Source organism: Clostridiales bacterium (assembly GCA_025757645.1).
GTDB lineage: Bacteria > Bacillota > Clostridia > Oscillospirales > Oscillospiraceae > CAG-103.
Genome location: CP107216.1, coordinates 838,869 through 853,538, shown reverse-complemented (window position 1 = coordinate 853,538; position 14,670 = coordinate 838,869). Strand labels below are relative to the sequence as shown.

At 64.1% G+C, this 14,670-nt stretch carries 10 protein-coding genes and 1 riboswitch; of the genes, 3 read left to right on the top strand and 7 right to left on the bottom strand.

Annotated elements, in window-relative coordinates:
• Positions 1–428: 428 nt before the first annotated feature.
• The 4 genes from OGM61_03965 to OGM61_03950 form a co-directional block, all read right to left on the bottom strand.
• Positions 429–2,243: an ABC transporter ATP-binding protein/permease gene (locus OGM61_03965; protein ID UYI85238.1), complete on the bottom strand. Its 1,815-nt coding sequence runs from the start codon at positions 2,241–2,243 to the stop codon at positions 429–431.
• 2 nt (positions 2,244–2,245) lie between these two features.
• On the bottom strand, positions 2,246–4,369 hold the full coding sequence (locus tag OGM61_03960; GenBank protein UYI85237.1) for an ABC transporter ATP-binding protein/permease: 2,124 nt from the start codon (positions 4,367–4,369) through the stop codon (positions 2,246–2,248).
• Complete coding sequence (locus tag OGM61_03955; protein ID UYI85236.1) at positions 4,357–4,815, bottom strand: MarR family winged helix-turn-helix transcriptional regulator; 459 nt, start codon at positions 4,813–4,815, stop codon at positions 4,357–4,359. Before OGM61_03955 ends, OGM61_03960 begins: the two co-directional genes overlap by 13 nt.
• A 188-nt stretch (positions 4,816–5,003) precedes the next feature.
• The gene (locus OGM61_03950) at positions 5,004–6,491 is read right to left on the bottom strand and encodes a sodium/proline symporter (GenBank protein UYI85235.1); all 1,488 of its coding nucleotides are present in this window, start codon (positions 6,489–6,491) and stop codon (positions 5,004–5,006) included.
• A 235-nt stretch (positions 6,492–6,726) separates the two neighbouring features.
• On the opposite strand from OGM61_03950, the gene OGM61_03945 reads away from it, so the two are divergent.
• A complete protein-coding gene (locus OGM61_03945) occupies positions 6,727–7,602 on the top strand; it encodes a LysR family transcriptional regulator (GenBank protein UYI85234.1) in 876 nt (291 codons plus the stop codon).
• 73 nt (positions 7,603–7,675) lie between these two features.
• Here the strand turns inward: OGM61_03945 and hypB are convergent, their stop codons facing one another.
• A complete protein-coding gene (gene hypB / locus OGM61_03940; GenBank protein UYI85233.1) occupies positions 7,676–8,344 on the bottom strand; it encodes a hydrogenase nickel incorporation protein HypB in 669 nt (222 codons plus the stop codon).
• A gap of 151 nt (positions 8,345–8,495) precedes the next feature.
• On the opposite strand from hypB, the gene ppk1 reads away from it, so the two are divergent.
• Positions 8,496–10,706 carry a polyphosphate kinase 1 gene (gene ppk1, locus OGM61_03935; GenBank protein UYI85232.1) on the top strand — a complete coding sequence of 737 codons (2,211 nt, stop codon included), beginning with the start codon at positions 8,496–8,498 and terminating at the stop codon, positions 10,704–10,706.
• 66 nt (positions 10,707–10,772) lie between these two features.
• A riboswitch (SAM riboswitch) is annotated at positions 10,773–10,872 on the top strand.
• Between the two features lie 80 nt (positions 10,873–10,952).
• Positions 10,953–12,146 carry a methionine adenosyltransferase gene (gene metK / locus OGM61_03930; GenBank protein UYI85231.1) on the top strand — a complete coding sequence of 398 codons (1,194 nt, stop codon included), beginning with the start codon at positions 10,953–10,955 and terminating at the stop codon, positions 12,144–12,146.
• A 95-nt stretch (positions 12,147–12,241) separates the two neighbouring features.
• On the opposite strand, the gene OGM61_03925 is transcribed toward metK, so the two are convergent.
• Both OGM61_03925 and OGM61_03920 read right to left on the bottom strand, forming a co-directional pair.
• Complete coding sequence (locus OGM61_03925) at positions 12,242–13,048, bottom strand: YARHG domain-containing protein (protein UYI85230.1); 807 nt, start codon at positions 13,046–13,048, stop codon at positions 12,242–12,244.
• A gap of 118 nt (positions 13,049–13,166) precedes the next feature.
• Complete coding sequence (locus OGM61_03920; protein ID UYI85229.1) at positions 13,167–14,666, bottom strand: SH3 domain-containing protein; 1,500 nt, start codon at positions 14,664–14,666, stop codon at positions 13,167–13,169.
• Positions 14,667–14,670: the final 4 nt, after the last annotated feature.

Here is a 14,670-nt window from a genome sequence, read left to right as displayed (position 1 = left end):
GCGCGCCGGAAAGCCACCGGAAAATACACCAGGCTCCCCAGCCCCGCGCGAGAATCTTTGCGCGGGGCTGGTTATTATGCGATATGTTTACATAATGATATTTACATAAATGATAAATAAATATAAAAATATACTGAAATATCAATATTTTTTCTTAATTTTGGTTGTCATAATCCTGTTTCCATAACTGAAATAGCGCAAGCACCCATGTCGCTCCGTTGCATTTACATAATTCAGTTTACATAATTCAATTATATTTCATCATTCTTGCTGAAATTATAAGCATTTTCTAAGTATTTGGTTTTCATAATGCAGTTACCATAACTGTATATTTTGCTTTTCTGTTTACATAACATCGTATTTGAATGGGAAAACCGCGCAGGAATCAGCATTCCTGCGCGGTTTTGGTTGTCATAACACCGAATATTTTACGCGACCACGTCCTCGAACTGGCTGTTGTAGAGCGCGGCATAGAACCCGCCGCGCGCGAGCAGTTCGCTGTGCGTGCCCTGCTCGACGATGTTGCCGTCGCGCATGACGAGGATACAGTCGGCATTGCGGATGGTGCTCAGGCGGTGCGCGATGACAAAGCTCGTGCGGCCGCGCATGAGGTGATCCATCGCCTCCTGGATGAGCTGCTCGGTGCGGGTGTCGACCGAGCTGGTCGCCTCATCGAGAATGAGAATGGGGGCGTTTGCCAGCACGGCGCGTGCGATCGTCAGCAGCTGCTTTTGTCCCTGGGAGACGTTCGTCGCCTCCTCGTTGAGCTCCATCTGGTAGCCGCCGGGCAGCGTGCGGATGAAGGCGTCGGCGCGCGCGGCCTTTGCCGCCGCGATGACCTCGGCGTCCGTCGCCTCGGGGCGGCCGTAGCGGATGTTTTCCATGATTGTGCCCTTAAAGAGCCACGTGTCCTGCAGCACCATGCCGAAGGCGCGCCGCAGGTCGCCGCGCGCATAGTCGCGCACGTCGCGCCCGTCGACGAAGATCGCGCCGGCGTCGACATCGTAAAAGCGCATGAGCAGCTTGACCATCGTGGTCTTGCCGGCGCCGGTCGGGCCGACGATGGCAACGGTCCTGCCTGCCGGCACGTCGCAGCTCCAGTCATGGATGACCGGCTGCGCGGGATCGTAGCCGAAGCGCACGTGCCGGAACGACACGTCGCCGCGGATGTGCTCCGCCGGGGCGGGCAGCGCGGGGTCGGCCGGCTCTTCCGCCTCGTCGAGGAAGGCGAACACGCGCTCAGCCGCGGCCGCCATGGTCTGCAGTTGAGTGCTGATCTGCGCCAGCTGCGTGATCGGCTGCGTGAAGTTCGCCATGTAGTTGAGAAATGCCTGAATGTCGCCGATCGTGATGGTGCCGCGCGCGGCGAGCGAGCCGCCGAGCACGACCACGCACACGTAGCCGAGCTTGCTGACAAACGTCGTCACCGGCGACATGAGCCCGGACAGGAACTGGCTCTTCCACGCCGAGCGGTAGAGCCGCGCGTTGATGGCGTCAAACTCCTTTTGTGTCGCGCCCTCGCGGTTGAAGGCGCAGATGACGTTGTGCCCGGCGTAAGTCTCCTCGACCTTGCCGTTGATATCGCCGAGGTTCTTCTGCTGGGCGACAAAATAGCGCTGGCTGCGCTTGACGATCCGGCCCGTGAGCACGCCCGTGACCGGCAGCACGATGAGCGCGATGAGCGTCATGAGCCAGCTGATGCGCAGCATCATGACCAGCACGCCGACGAGCATGGTGACGTTCGTGACAAGCTGCGTGACCGACTGCGCCATGCCGGAGGACATGGTGTCGACGTCGTTGGTGATGCGCGAGAGCACGTCGCCGACGGTGTTGCGCTCGAAGTAGCGCATGGGCATGCGGTGGATCTTGGCGCTGATCTCGCCGCGCAGGCGGTAGGCGAGCTTCTGCGTGATGCCGGCGAGGATCCACGACTGGAAGAAGCTGCACGCCGCGCTGACGAGATAGAGCGCGAGCACGGTCAGCAGGATCTTGCCGATCTTGCCGAAGTCAATGCCGCCGAGGCCCGAGAGCTTGCGCCCAAGGCCGGTGGCCAGCTCCGTCGTGGCCGTCGAGAGGATCTTCGGCCCGACGATGCCGAAGGCCGTGCTCGCCAGTGCGAGCACGAGCACAAGCACAAGCGGCAGCCGGTAGCGGCCGAGGCAGCGGAAGAGCTTCGTGATCGTGCCTTTGAAGTTTTTCGGTTTTTCCGGGATGCGGCCCGGTCCGCGTCTGGGACCCGCCATGGTCACCCCTCCTCTCCGAGTTCCGCGGCGCTGAGCTGGCTGAGCGCGATCTCGCGGTAGGTCTCGCAACTGCGCAGCAGCGCGCTGTGCGTGCCGCGGCCGACGATGCGCCCGCCGTCGAGCACGAGGATCTGATCCGCGTGCAGGATCGTGCTCAGGCGCTGCGCCACGATGATGACCGTAGCGTCGTGCGTCTGTTTGGCCAGCGCCTGACGCAGCGCGGCATCCGTCTGATAGTCGAGCGCGGAAAAGCTGTCGTCAAACAGGTACACCTGCGGGTGTCTGGCGATGGCGCGCGCGATGGACAGGCGCTGCCGCTGCCCGCCGGACACGTTCGCCCCGCCCTGCGCCACCGGCGTGAGGAAGTGGTGCGGCCGCGACCAGATGAAGTCCTCGGCCTGCGCCGTGGCGGCGGCGCGGATGGCGTCGGCCTCCGAGACGTCGCCGCCAAACTCGAGGTTCGAGAGAATGTCGCCCGTGAAGAGCACGCCCTTTTGCGGCACGTAGCCGAGCATGGCGCGCAGGTCGGTCTGGTGCAGGCGGCGCACGTTCACGCCGCCGATGCTGACCGTGCCGCCGGTCGCATCGTAAAAGCGCGGAATGAGATTCAGCAGCGTCGATTTGCCGCAGCCAGTCGAGCCGACGATGGCCGTGACCTCGCCGGGCCGCGCCGTGAAGCTGATGTCGTGCAGCACGTCGTCCTCCGCGCCGGGATAGCGGAACGACACGTGGTCGAACGTGACGGTCGCGTCCGCGGGCACGGGCTCGGGGCTGCGCGGGTCGCGCACGCTCGCGCGCGTGCGCAGGATCTCGTCCACGCGCGTGGCCGAGACCTCGGCGCGCGGCAGGAGCACCGCCACGATCGTGATCATCATGAAGGCCATGATGATGAGCGAGGCGTAGGTCGAAAAGGCGATCATGTCGCCGATCTGCATATTGCCGGCGTTGATACTTTTCGCGCCGAACCACTCGATCATGACCGTGACGCCGTACATGATGAGCGTCATGACCGGGCCCATGAACGCCATGGTCCGGTTGACGAACAGCTGCGTTTTCATGAGCGCCGCGCTCGCGGTGTCGAAGCGTTCCTCCTCGTGCCGCTCGCGGTGGAACGCGCGGATGACCGGCAGACCGGTCAGCACCTCGCGGCTGACGAGGTTGACGTCGTCCACGCGCTGCTGCATGGTGCGAAACTGCGGCATGGCGATCTTCATGAGCACGCCGACGAGCAGCAGCATCGCCGCGACGGCCAGCGCGATGATCCAGCCGAGGCCGGTTTTCGTACGCGCGACCATGATAATGCCGCCGAGGCCGATGACCGGCGCATAGAGCACGACGCGCACGATCAGCACGCACACCGCCTGGATCTGCGTGACGTCGTTCGTGGTGCGCGTGATGAGCGAGGCCGTCGAGAACTTGTCCATCTCGGCGGACGAGAACGACAGCACCTTGCGGAACACCTGCGCGCGCAGGTCGCGCCCGATGGCGGCAGACATCCGCGCGCCGACAAAATTGCAGAGCACGGCCGCCGCGATCATGCCGAGCGTGAGCAGGAGCATTTTCCCGCCGGTGCGCAGCAGGTAGCTGTTGCGGATGTGGTTGACATTCAGGCCCGCGACGGCGTACTCCGTCTTGAGAAACTGCACGGCCGCGCTGTGCAGGACGCTGTCGGTGAGCGTGCCCATGCCGCTGAGCGCTTCCTCGCCGCGCGCGAGGATCTCCTCGTGCGTGATGAGGCCGCCCTGCATCTGCTGGCGCAGGGCGAGCACGGTGTTCGCCCCCTGCTCCGACAGGCGGGCATACATGACCAGCGGCCGGATGAAGATGCCCTCCAGCTCCGGCAGCTGCGCCGTGTCGTTGATCGTCCAGACGCCGTCGGCATCCGTGTAGGCGGCGCTGACCGCGGCGGCGTCGTCATCCGACAAAAACAGGCGCACGCCGTCCATGGTCTTGTCCGTGAGCGCGAGGGGCGCGGCATATTCGATGCCGCCGCTCTGGATGCCGGTGTCCACGATGCGGCTCGTGTACGCCGGCAGCGACAGCTCGCAAAACGACTGCGCCACGAGCAGCAGCACGATCAGCGCCACGGCCGGGATGTGCCCGCGCAGGTATTTCAGCACCCGCATGGCGCGTCCTCCTTCTGCTCTTCATAGATCTGCTGGGCGATCTCCCCCGCCCGGTCGCTCAGGCGCAGCAGCTCGCGCGTGTCCGCCTCGCCCATGCGGCGGTAGACCTCCGACAGGCACGCGACTGCCTCGTCGAGCGACGTCTGCACCTCGTGCCGCCCCTGCTCGGTCAGGCGCACGACGACGCGCCGGCGGTCGGCCGTGTCGCGCGCGCGGGTGATCGCGCCCTTGCGCTCGAGATTGTTGAGCATGGCCGCGATGCGCGCCGTGCTCAGGTCGAGCAGCGTGCTCAGCTCGCCGGCCGTACGGCCGTCCGCCCCGGCATTGAGGCAGCCGAGCAGGCGCATCTCGCCCTGCGAAAAGATCTGGCTGAGGTCCTCGCGGCGCGCGTGGTTGAGGATCATCGCGCGCACCTGTTCGCGCGCGATCTGTTCAAAAAAATCCATGATCGGTTCGCTCCGTTTCTCCGGCCGCGGCCGGGTGAAAAATGGATATTTCACTAATACCGTTTCCTTTTACCATTAGATAATACAGATTCCCTGTCCCGATGTCAAGTATCACGCAGGACATTTTGGCGAAAATGTGCAAAAAGCCGTCCCTCCGGAGAGGGACGGCTGTCAGGCACGATTTTGTTTCAGTCCGTGGGCTCGAAGGCGCGGTCGAACAGGTCCGTGACCTCTTTCGACGGGGCCTTGCTGCACAGCGACACGACGACCGCCGCGATCAGGCCGCACAGGAAGCCGGGGATGATCTCATACAGGCCGGTCGGCGTGGACAGGAACGCATACCACAAAGCGTCGACCGCAAAGCCCACGCACACGCCCGCGACCGCGCCGGAATACGTCAGGCGGCGCCAGTAGAGCGAGAGCAGGATGACCGGGCCGAACGCGGAACCGAAGCCAGCCCATGCGCACTCGACGAGCGCCATGATGCCGCCGCAGTTCGGGTCAGCCGCGATGAAGTACGCGACGACGGAGATGAGGATGACGATGATGCGGCCCGCCCACTGCATCTCGTGGTCGGTGGCGTCCTTGCGGATGACCGGCTTATAGATATCGGACGCGAAGGCGCTGCTGCTCGCCAGCAGCTGGGAGTCGGCCGTGCTCATGGCCGCGGCCAGAATGGCCGAGAGCAGCACGCCGGAGATAAACGCCGGGAACAGACGGCGCACCATGTGCACGAACACGAGGTTCTCGTTGTCGATCTCGCCGAGGAACTGGCGGCCGATCACGCCGACGACGGCGGACATGGCCAGGATGACCAGGATCCAGCTGCAGCCGATGATCTGGCTCTTGCGCATCTCGTGCTCGGACTTGATGGACAGATAGCGCACAAGGATGTGCGGCATGCCGAAGTAGCCGAGGCCCCAGCCGAGGCCGGAGAGAATGTCCGAAATGCTCTTCCAGTTGAAGCCGCCGCCGGAGAGCACATTATAGTAGTTTTCCGGAACGGCCATGACCGGTGCGACAAAGTCTGCACCCTTCATGACGAACAGCGCGAGGATCGGCGTGAGCATGAGCGCGGCAAGCATGAGCATGCCCTGGAAGAAGTCCGTCCAGCACACGGCGTTGAAGCCGCCGAGGAACACGTACACGAGGATGATGGCCGTGGCGATGATCATGGCCGTCTTGGCGCTCATGCCCGTGACGGTGTTGAACAGCGTGCCGCAGGCCGAAATGCTCGAGGCGCTGTAAACGCAGTAGACCACGACGAACACGATGGCCGAGATGATCTGCAGGCCCTTGTTCTTGGACAGGAAGCGGTTGGTGAGAAACTGCGGGATGGTGATCGAGTCGTTCGCGCGGATGGAGTACCGGCGCAGACGCGGCGCGACGAAGATCCACGCGCAGACCGTGCCGATGAGCAGGCCGACGGAGATCCACACCTTGCCGATGCCGTACAGATAGATCGAGCCGGGCAGGCCCATGAGCACCCATGCGCTCATGTCCGACGCGCCGGCAGACAGCGCCGCGACCCAGCCGCCCATGCTGCGGCCGCCGAGGAAGTACTCCTTCTCGCCCTCCTGATGGCGGTCACGGAAGAAGAAATACACGCCGACGCCGATGACCAGCGCGAAATACAGTAATATGGCGATCCATTCACCGCTCGAAGCAGTACCCATGATGTTTTGCCCCTTTCATTAGGAAACCTTATATAATTCCCGTAAAAACAATATGTGTGTATGATACGCCACTTTCCCCGCCGTGTCAACAATTTCTTCATACTTTTCGGGAAAAAAGCGGCGTTTCCGCTGCAATATCAGGGAAAATTTCTGCGCTTGACTTTTTGGAAACCGCGCGTATAATATAAGATAATCTTATTTTAAGCGATAAAGTTCGGACAAGGAGCGGGTACGTGTGACACTGCGGCAATATGAGGCGTTTTTAAAAACGGTGGAGTGCGCGAGCGTGTCGGCCGCGGCACAGGCGCTGGGCGTGTCCCAGTCGGCGCTGACGCAGCTGCTGGCGGGGCTCGAGCGCGACTGCGGCTTTCCCCTGCTGGTACGCAACCGCGGCGGCGTGCACCTGACCCCGGCGGGCAAGGCGCTGCTGCCGGCCGTGCAGCAGGTGTGCGCGGCGGATGCGCACCTGCGCGGCCGCATCCAGGAGGTGCGCGAGCGCGCCGGCGGCACGATCCGCATTGCGACGTTCAAGAGCGTGGCGGTCAACTGGCTGCCGCCGATGATCAAGCAGTTTCAGGTGCAGCATCCGGAGGCGCGCTTCCGCCTGTTCGACGGGGCGTACGCCGAGGTGGACGCCTACGTGCGCAGCGGCACGGTGGACATGGGCTTCATCTCGCTGCCGAGCGAGCTGCCGGGCGAGATCGTGCCCGTGTGCAGCGACCGGCTGCTGGCCGTGCTGCCGGCGGGCCACCCGCTGGCGGCGTGCGAGGCCGTGCCCGTCGCGGCCTTCGGCACGGAACCGGTCGTGAGCCTGATCGACAGCACGAACCGCGACGCGCTGCGCGTGCTCGACGCCGCGCACGTGCACCCCGACATCCGCTTTCAGACGGCGGACGATTACGCCATGATCTCCATGGTCGAGAGCGGGCTGGGCATCTGCATCGCGCACGAGCTCGTGCTGCGCTCGGACCACCACAACGTCGTCGTGCGCCCGCTCGATCCCCCGGCGCACCGCACGATCGCCATGGCCATCCCGCCGGAGAGCGAGGGCAAGCCGCTCGTGCGCACGTTCGCCGCCTTTGTGCGCGCGTGGGCGCAGGCCAACCCGTGACGGGAAACGACCCGGCCCATATAAAAAAACCGGGGCGCTCCGACGGGAGCGTCCCGGTTTTTGTTTCTGGCGCTTATGCGTTCCAGGTCTTTGTCTGCTCACGCAGCCAGTCGGCCCACGGCTCGATGCCCTCTCCCTTGAGCGCGGAGATCGGGAACACCTGAATGTTCGGGTTGAGCTTCTTGACGCGCTCGACGCACTTGTCGAGGTCGAAGTTGAAGTACGGCGCAACGTCGATCTTGTTGACGAGCAGCACGTCGCAGATCGAGAACATGAGCGGGTACTTCAGCGGCTTGTCGTCGCCCTCCGGCACGGAGAGGATCATGGCGTTTTTCACGGCGCCGGTGTCAAACTCCGCCGGGCAGACGAGGTTGCCGACGTTCTCGAGGATGGCGAGGTCGATGTTCTCGGTGCCGAGGCCCTCGAGGCCCTGGCGCGTCATGCCCGCGTCGAGGTGGCACATGCCGCCGGTGTGCAGCTGGATAACCTTCGCACCGCTGGTGGAGATGGTCGCGGCGTCAACGTCGGAGTCGATATCGGCCTCCATGACGCCGATGCGCAGATCGTCCTTCAGGGCGTTGATGGTCGCCATGAGGGTCGTGGTCTTGCCGCTGCCGGGCGAGGACATGAGATTGAGCAGGAAGGTGTGATTGCGCTTGAGTTCTTCGCGCAGCAGATCTGCCTGCCGGTCGTTGTTTTCAAAAACGCTCTTTTTGATTTCGAGCACGCGGAATGCATCCATGATCTTACCTCCAGAATGTTCACGGGGTTTTGTATGCCAAAATTATAGCAGTCTCGCCCCGGTTTTGCAACCTTTTTGCGCGGGGATTGCCAATGTTGGACAGTTCGGGTATAATGGTTTAATATCGTGCGAAACCCAAGGAGGCGATGGTATGCCCCACCATTCCGGCGCCGAGCTGCCGGGCGCGCAGGCGCTGCGGCAGATGGCCGCGCAGAGCGACAGCCGCGGCCTGTTTTCCGACCGCGCGCCCGACCCGGCCTATGCCGGCCTGTTTTTGAACCGCGAGCTGAGCTGGCTGCAATTCAACCGCCGCGTGCTGGCCGAGGCAGCCGACGAGACGCTGCCGGGCTATGAGCGGCTGAAGTTTCTGTCCATCTACTGCTCGAATCTCGATGAATTTTATATGGTGCGCGTCGGCGGGCTGCTCGACCGGGCGCTGCTGCAGCCGTGGCACACGGAGACCATCACGGGCCTGACGCCGCGCGAGCAGCTGCGCGCGATCTATGACGAGACGGCGCGGCAGCAAAAAGATTTTGAAGCGCTCTGGCGCAAAGTGACGGCGGCGCTGGCAAAGCAGCACGTGGAGATCCTGGACTTTGACCGGCTCGACGAGGCGGACGAGGTGCTGCTGCGGCGGCGGTTCGACGCGCTGCGCCCGCTGCTGAGCCCGCAGGTGCTCGACGCCGAGCACCCGCTGCCGTTTCTGCGCAACCGCGAGCAGTATGTGCTCGTGCGCTTTGCGGGCAAGCGCGGCGGCGCGGGGCTCGTGCCGACGACGCAGCTGCCGAAGTTTTTTAAGCTCACGGTCGACGGCGTGCAGAAGCTCGCGCTCACGGCGCCGCTGGTAGCGCACTTTGCGCCCCTGCTCTTCGGCGAGCGGCGCGTGCGCGAGACGGCTATCGTGCGCGTGACGCGCAGCGCCGACATTTCCGTGCGTGACATCATGGACGGGTGCGACGCGGATCTGCGCGCCGTGATGGAGCGGCTGCTGCGGCGGCGCCGCCGGCTCGAGCCGGTGCGCGCGCAGGTGCAGGGCCGCATCTCGGACGAGATGCGCGCGCTCGCGCGCGAGCTGCTCGGGCTGCCGAAGCGGCAGCTGTTCGTGACGAGCGCGCCGACGGATCTGTCGTTCGTGCTCACGATGCCGGGGGAGTTTGACCTCGCGGGGCTGACGTGTCCCGAGATCCCGCCGGCCAAAAACGTGGCGCTGCAAAAGGGCGACTACTTTGCCTATCTCGCGCAGCACGACCTGCTGCTCGCGCTGCCGTACCAGAGCATCAACCCGTTCGTCGACCTGCTGTACGAGGCGGCGGACGACCCGGACGTCGTGTCGATCAAGATCACGCTCTACCGGCTCGCCGGCAGCAGCCGCATCGCGGCGGCGCTGGCCTACGCGGCCGAGCACGGCAAGCAGGTGCAGTGCCTGCTCGAGCTGCGCGCCCGCTTTGACGAGCAGAGCAACATCGACTACTCGCGCATGCTCGAGGACGCGGGGTGCGGCATCCTCTACGGCCTGACGAAATACAAGGTGCACACGAAGCTGTGCCTCATCACGCGGCGGTGTCCCGGCGGCATCTGCTACTACACGCAGGTCGGCACCGGCAACTACAACGAAAAGACTGCCGAACAGTACACCGACCTCATGCTGCTGACGAGCGACCCGGCCATCGGGCGCGACGCGGCGAAAACGTTCGACCGGCTCGCGCGCGGCGAGACCGTCGGCGAGACGGAGGCGCTCTGGCTCGCGCCGGAGGGCTACAAGCCGCAGCTGATGGCGCACATCGAGGCGCAGACGCGCCTCGGCCCGGCGGGATACATCGGCATCAAGGTCAACTCCATGAACGACGCGGACGTTATGGCGCGGCTCGTGCGCGCGAGCGAGGCGGGCACGGAGGTGGAACTGTTCGTGCGCGGCATCTGCTGCCTGCGGCCGGGCGTGCCCGGGCGGACGGAACACATCTCGGTGCGCAGCATCATCGGGCGGTATCTGGAGCACGAGCGTATTTTCGTCTTTGGCCGCGGGGAGGCACAGGAGGTGTTCATCGGCTCGGGCGACCTGCTCGAGCGCAACACCATGCGCCGGATCGAGGCTTTTACCGCCGTGACCGACCCCAACGCGCGCGCGGAGGTGCTCGAGGTGCTCAGCGCCATGCGGCGCGACAACCGGCAGGCGTGGATCATGCAGCCGGACGGCAGCTACCTCCGTCCCGAGGGCGCGGGCGAGCCGTTTGTCAGTCAGGCGTATCTGCACACGTACTTTGCCGGGCGCACCGTCGAAAAGCCCGCGCCCCCTGCCCCGCCCCAGCCACGAAAAAAGCTCCCGTGGTGGCGGCGGCTGTGGATCTGGCTGAAAAATAATTGACGAAATTCGGAATTTTGGACTTGACAAGCGCGCAAAAGCGCGTATAATGTGCCTTACAATTTCACAGCCTTATCAAGAGTGGCGGAGGGACCGGCCCTGTGAAGCCCGACAACCTGCAGAGACCTGCAAGGTGCCAAATCCGGCGGTGCAAATCGAGAGATGAGGATCTTCGCCTTTTCCAAGCGCTCCGTCGGCTGTCGGGGCGCTTGTTTCTTTGCCCGGCACAACAGAAAGCGAGGAATAGCAATGGCTCATCATCTTTTTACATCCGAATCCGTGACGGAAGGACATCCCGACAAGATCTGCGACCAGATCTCCGACGCGATCCTCGACGCCATTCTGGCGCAGGACCCGAACGGCCGCGTCGCCTGCGAATGCACGGTCACGACCGGCGTCGTGAACGTCATGGGTGAGATCACGACCGACTGCTACGTCGACATCCCGAAGGTCGTGCGCCAGACCGTGCGCGAGATCGGCTACGACCGCGCAAAATACGGCTTTGACTGCGAGACCTGCGCCGTCATCACGAACATCGACGAGCAGAGCGCGGACATCGCCCTCGGCGTCGACCAGTCGCTCGAGAGCAAGGAGACCGGCGACAGCGCGCTCGACAACGGCGCGGGCGATCAGGGCATGATGTTCGGCTTCGCCTGCGACGAGACGCCTGAGCTCATGCCGCTGCCCGTTTCGCTGGCCCACAAGCTGGCCAAGCGCCTGACCGCCGTGCGCAAGCAGGGTCTGGTCGACTATCTGCGGCCCGACGGCAAGACGCAGGTCACGGTCGAGTACGACGAGCAGAATCGCCCCGTGCGCGTGCACACCGTCGTGCTCAGCACGCAGCACGCCCCGGAGGTGGACATGGAGCAGCTGCGCAAGGACATGATCGAGCTCGTCATCCGCCCGACCATCCCGGCCGAGCTGCTCGATGACGACACCCGCTACCTCATCAACCCCACCGGCCGCTTCGTCGTCGGCGGCCCGCAGGCGGACTCCGGCCTGACCGGCCGCAAGATCATCGTCGATACTTACGGCGGCAGCGCCCCGCACGGCGGCGGCGCGTTCTCCGGCAAAGACCCGACGAAGGTCGACCGCAGCGCCGCCTACGCCGCGCGCTACGTGGCCAAGAACATCGTGGCGGCCGGGCTTGCCCGCCGCTGCCTCGTGCAGCTGGCGTATGCCATCGGCGTGGCAGAGCCCGTGAGCGTGCTCGTCGACACGCAGGGCACGGGCACTGTGCCGGATGCACAGATCGCCGCTGCCGTGCAGCAGGTGTTCGACCTGCGGCCGACGGCCATCATCCGCGACCTCGACCTGCGCCGCCCGATCTACCGCCAGCTCGCCGCCTACGGCCACATGGGCCGCGAGGAGCTCGGCGTCCGCTGGGAGGACACCGACCGCACCGACGCCCTGCGCGCCGCCGTCGCCGAGACGAACGTGTGATTCAAACCGCATGAAAAACCTCCGCAGCTTCGGCTGCGGAGGTTTTTTCATATTCATTCGTGAACCGGCGAGGCGGTTCTCTATGGAGCATATGCTCAATAGTACGAGTGCCCCCAGGTGGCGTTTTCGTAATTTGCGAGGAAGTCGGCGTTCGCGCGCTCGGTCGGCGAGAGCGAATTGTTATCGAACGACGCGCCGGGCACCGTGCCGTGATACCAGCTCTGGGCCTCGAAATAGGCCGCGATCTGCGGCGTCTGGAAGATGCGGCCGTGGCGTGCAAAAATCTCGTTGCGGGCAAGGCAGCACTGCTCCCAGGTGAGGTTCGCCACGTCCGCCTGCGTGAGCCGGCGCGCGGCGCTGTCCGGCAGGATGTAGCTGCCGGCGGAAGGCGTCGGCGTGGGGCTCGGCGTCGGGGTCGGGGTGGGCGTCGGTGTCGGCGCGGCGGACGGCTCTACCGTCGCCGTCACGGCCGGGGTCGCGGCCACGACCGGGTCTTTTGGCTTGGGCTTGACGTTGAGCGCAATGAGCAGCACGATCAGTGCCACGCCGAGCGCGGCAAAGATGGCGATGAGCAGCGCCTTGCTGCGCGGCGCGTCCCGGTCCTCCGGCGCGGGCTCATACGGCGCATCGTCCTCCCAGCCGGGCACGGGCGGGTCGTCTGCCCAGGGATCGTCCTGCGGCTCGGCTTCATCGTCCCAGTCGTCGGCGGGGGCGCTGTCCTGCCAGCCGGAAGGGAAATGCTCCCCGTTTCCATCATCCGGCGGCGCGGATGCATCCTGCTGATCCTCCGGCGGGAGGATTTCATTCTGTAAATCATCTTCCGGCGGCGTCTGCTCGCCCCCGCAGTAGGGGCACCAGCGCGCATCATCCGGGATGTCTCGTCCACAGTAGGGACACTGCATTGGCTTCACCTGCCCTTTCACACACACAAATCGTTTTCCTCAATGTACCATATTCCCGGCCATACCACAAGATAAAAAATGTCCCCCGGTGGTTCGCCGGGGGACAAAGAAAAGCCTGTTAACCCGCGATGCGCTTGGCGCCCACGTAATTCTTCAGGTAGTAGCTCGAGCTCAGGTCGCTGATGACGACGCAGCCTGCGCCGGAGCTGCTGTGGATGAACTGGCCGTTGCCGATATAGATACCGACGTGGCCGATGCTGGAGCTGTTGCTCGCAAAGAACACCAGGTCGCCGAGCTGGAGGTTGGCCTTCTCGACATAGGTGCCGTTGTTATTGTAGATGCTGCTGGCCACACGGCTCATGGAATAGCCGCAGAGCTTGTACACGTAGTTGACAAAGCCGGAGCAGTCAAAGCCCGAGGGGCTCATGCCGCCGTAGACATACGGCGCGCCCATGTACTGCTTGGCCGTGGCGACGATGGTCTCACCGATGGAGCCGCTGGGCTTGCTGCCGCCGTCCGACTTCGTGGTGGTGACGTAGGCGCTGTTGACATAGCCCTTGACGCCGTTGATGGTGACAGCCGTCCAGTTGCCGCTCGTGCCGGTGATCGTCAGCGGCGTGCCGTTGTTATACGTGCCGAGGATGGAATAATTCGTGCCGGCACCGGAACGCAGACGCACGTCGTTGCCCTTGATGTAGCCGGTCTGGCTCGTAGAGCCGCCGCCGTTATCAGGCTTGGTCGTGGTCATGTAGTCCTTGCTGACATAACCGTCCCTGCCGCTGTAGCTGACTTTGTACCAGTTGCCGCTCTCGCCGGTGATGGTCATCTTCGTGCCGGTGTTATACACGCCGAGGATGGAGCTGGTCGTACTCGCACCCGAGCGCATACGCACGCCGGTGCCCTTGATGTAGCCGGCCTTGCTGTCGGCCCCGCCGCCGGAGACATAGTCCGAGCGGATGTAGCCGCTCACGCCGCCGATGGTGACCTTCGTCCAGCCGTTTTCCGTGCCGGTGATGGTCAGGGGCGTGCCGTTCTGGTAGGTACCGAGGATGGAGTAGTTCGTGCTCGGGCCGGAGCGCATGCGCACATCGCTGCCCTTGACCGAACCGTTGGAGCTGCCCGTGCTGCTGCCGCCGTTCGTCACGCCCGAGAGCGAGACATAGTCCGAGTGGACATAGCCGGTGGTGCCGTTGTAGCTGACCTTGTACCAGGCGCCGTTGACGCCGGTGATCGTCATGGTCGTGCCGGAGTTGTAGGTGCCGAGGATGGAGCTGCTCGTGCTCGCACCCGAGCGCATACGCACGTAGCTGCCGTTGATCGTGCCGGTACCGAAGCTGGCATCCATTTCATTGGCGCGTTTGAGGTAATCGGAAGATATGTAGCCGACGGTGCCGTTGTAGACCACCGTGGCCCAGCCGCCGCTCGAGCGCGTGGACACCACGACGTGGGTGCCTGCCGGGAGCGTGGAGATAATGCCGTAATTCGTTCCGGCGCCCGTTCGGAAGTTGACGGCCGTCGTCGTCGTCGCACCGCCGGCGCTCGCCGCGGAAGCCGAAACGGCCAGCGTGAGCGCGAAGAGCGCGGAAACAACGGCTGTTTTCAGAAATCGTTTCGCCATAGAA

What these genes read in the sequence shown, in the direction of transcription:
- hypB (UYI85233.1), bottom strand. Translation starts at nt 8,344, where the DNA reads ATGGATGCATTCCGCGTGCTCGAAATCAAAAAGAGCGTTTTTGAAAAC.
- OGM61_03965 (UYI85238.1), bottom strand. Translation starts at nt 2,243, where the DNA reads ATGGCGGGTCCCAGACGCGGACCGGGCCGCATCCCGGAAAAACCGAAA.
- OGM61_03920 (UYI85229.1), bottom strand. Translation starts at nt 14,666, where the DNA reads ATGGCGAAACGATTTCTGAAAACAGCCGTTGTTTCCGCGCTCTTCGCG.
- OGM61_03960 (UYI85237.1), bottom strand. Translation starts at nt 4,369, where the DNA reads ATGCGGGTGCTGAAATACCTGCGCGGGCACATCCCGGCCGTGGCGCTG.
- OGM61_03925 (UYI85230.1), bottom strand. Translation starts at nt 13,048, where the DNA reads ATGCAGTGTCCCTACTGTGGACGAGACATCCCGGATGATGCGCGCTGG.
- OGM61_03955 (UYI85236.1), bottom strand. Translation starts at nt 4,815, where the DNA reads ATGGATTTTTTTGAACAGATCGCGCGCGAACAGGTGCGCGCGATGATC.
- OGM61_03950 (UYI85235.1), bottom strand. Translation starts at nt 6,491, where the DNA reads ATGGGTACTGCTTCGAGCGGTGAATGGATCGCCATATTACTGTATTTC.
- metK (UYI85231.1), top strand. Translation starts at nt 10,953, where the DNA reads ATGGCTCATCATCTTTTTACATCCGAATCCGTGACGGAAGGACATCCC.
- ppk1 (UYI85232.1), top strand. Translation starts at nt 8,496, where the DNA reads ATGCCCCACCATTCCGGCGCCGAGCTGCCGGGCGCGCAGGCGCTGCGG.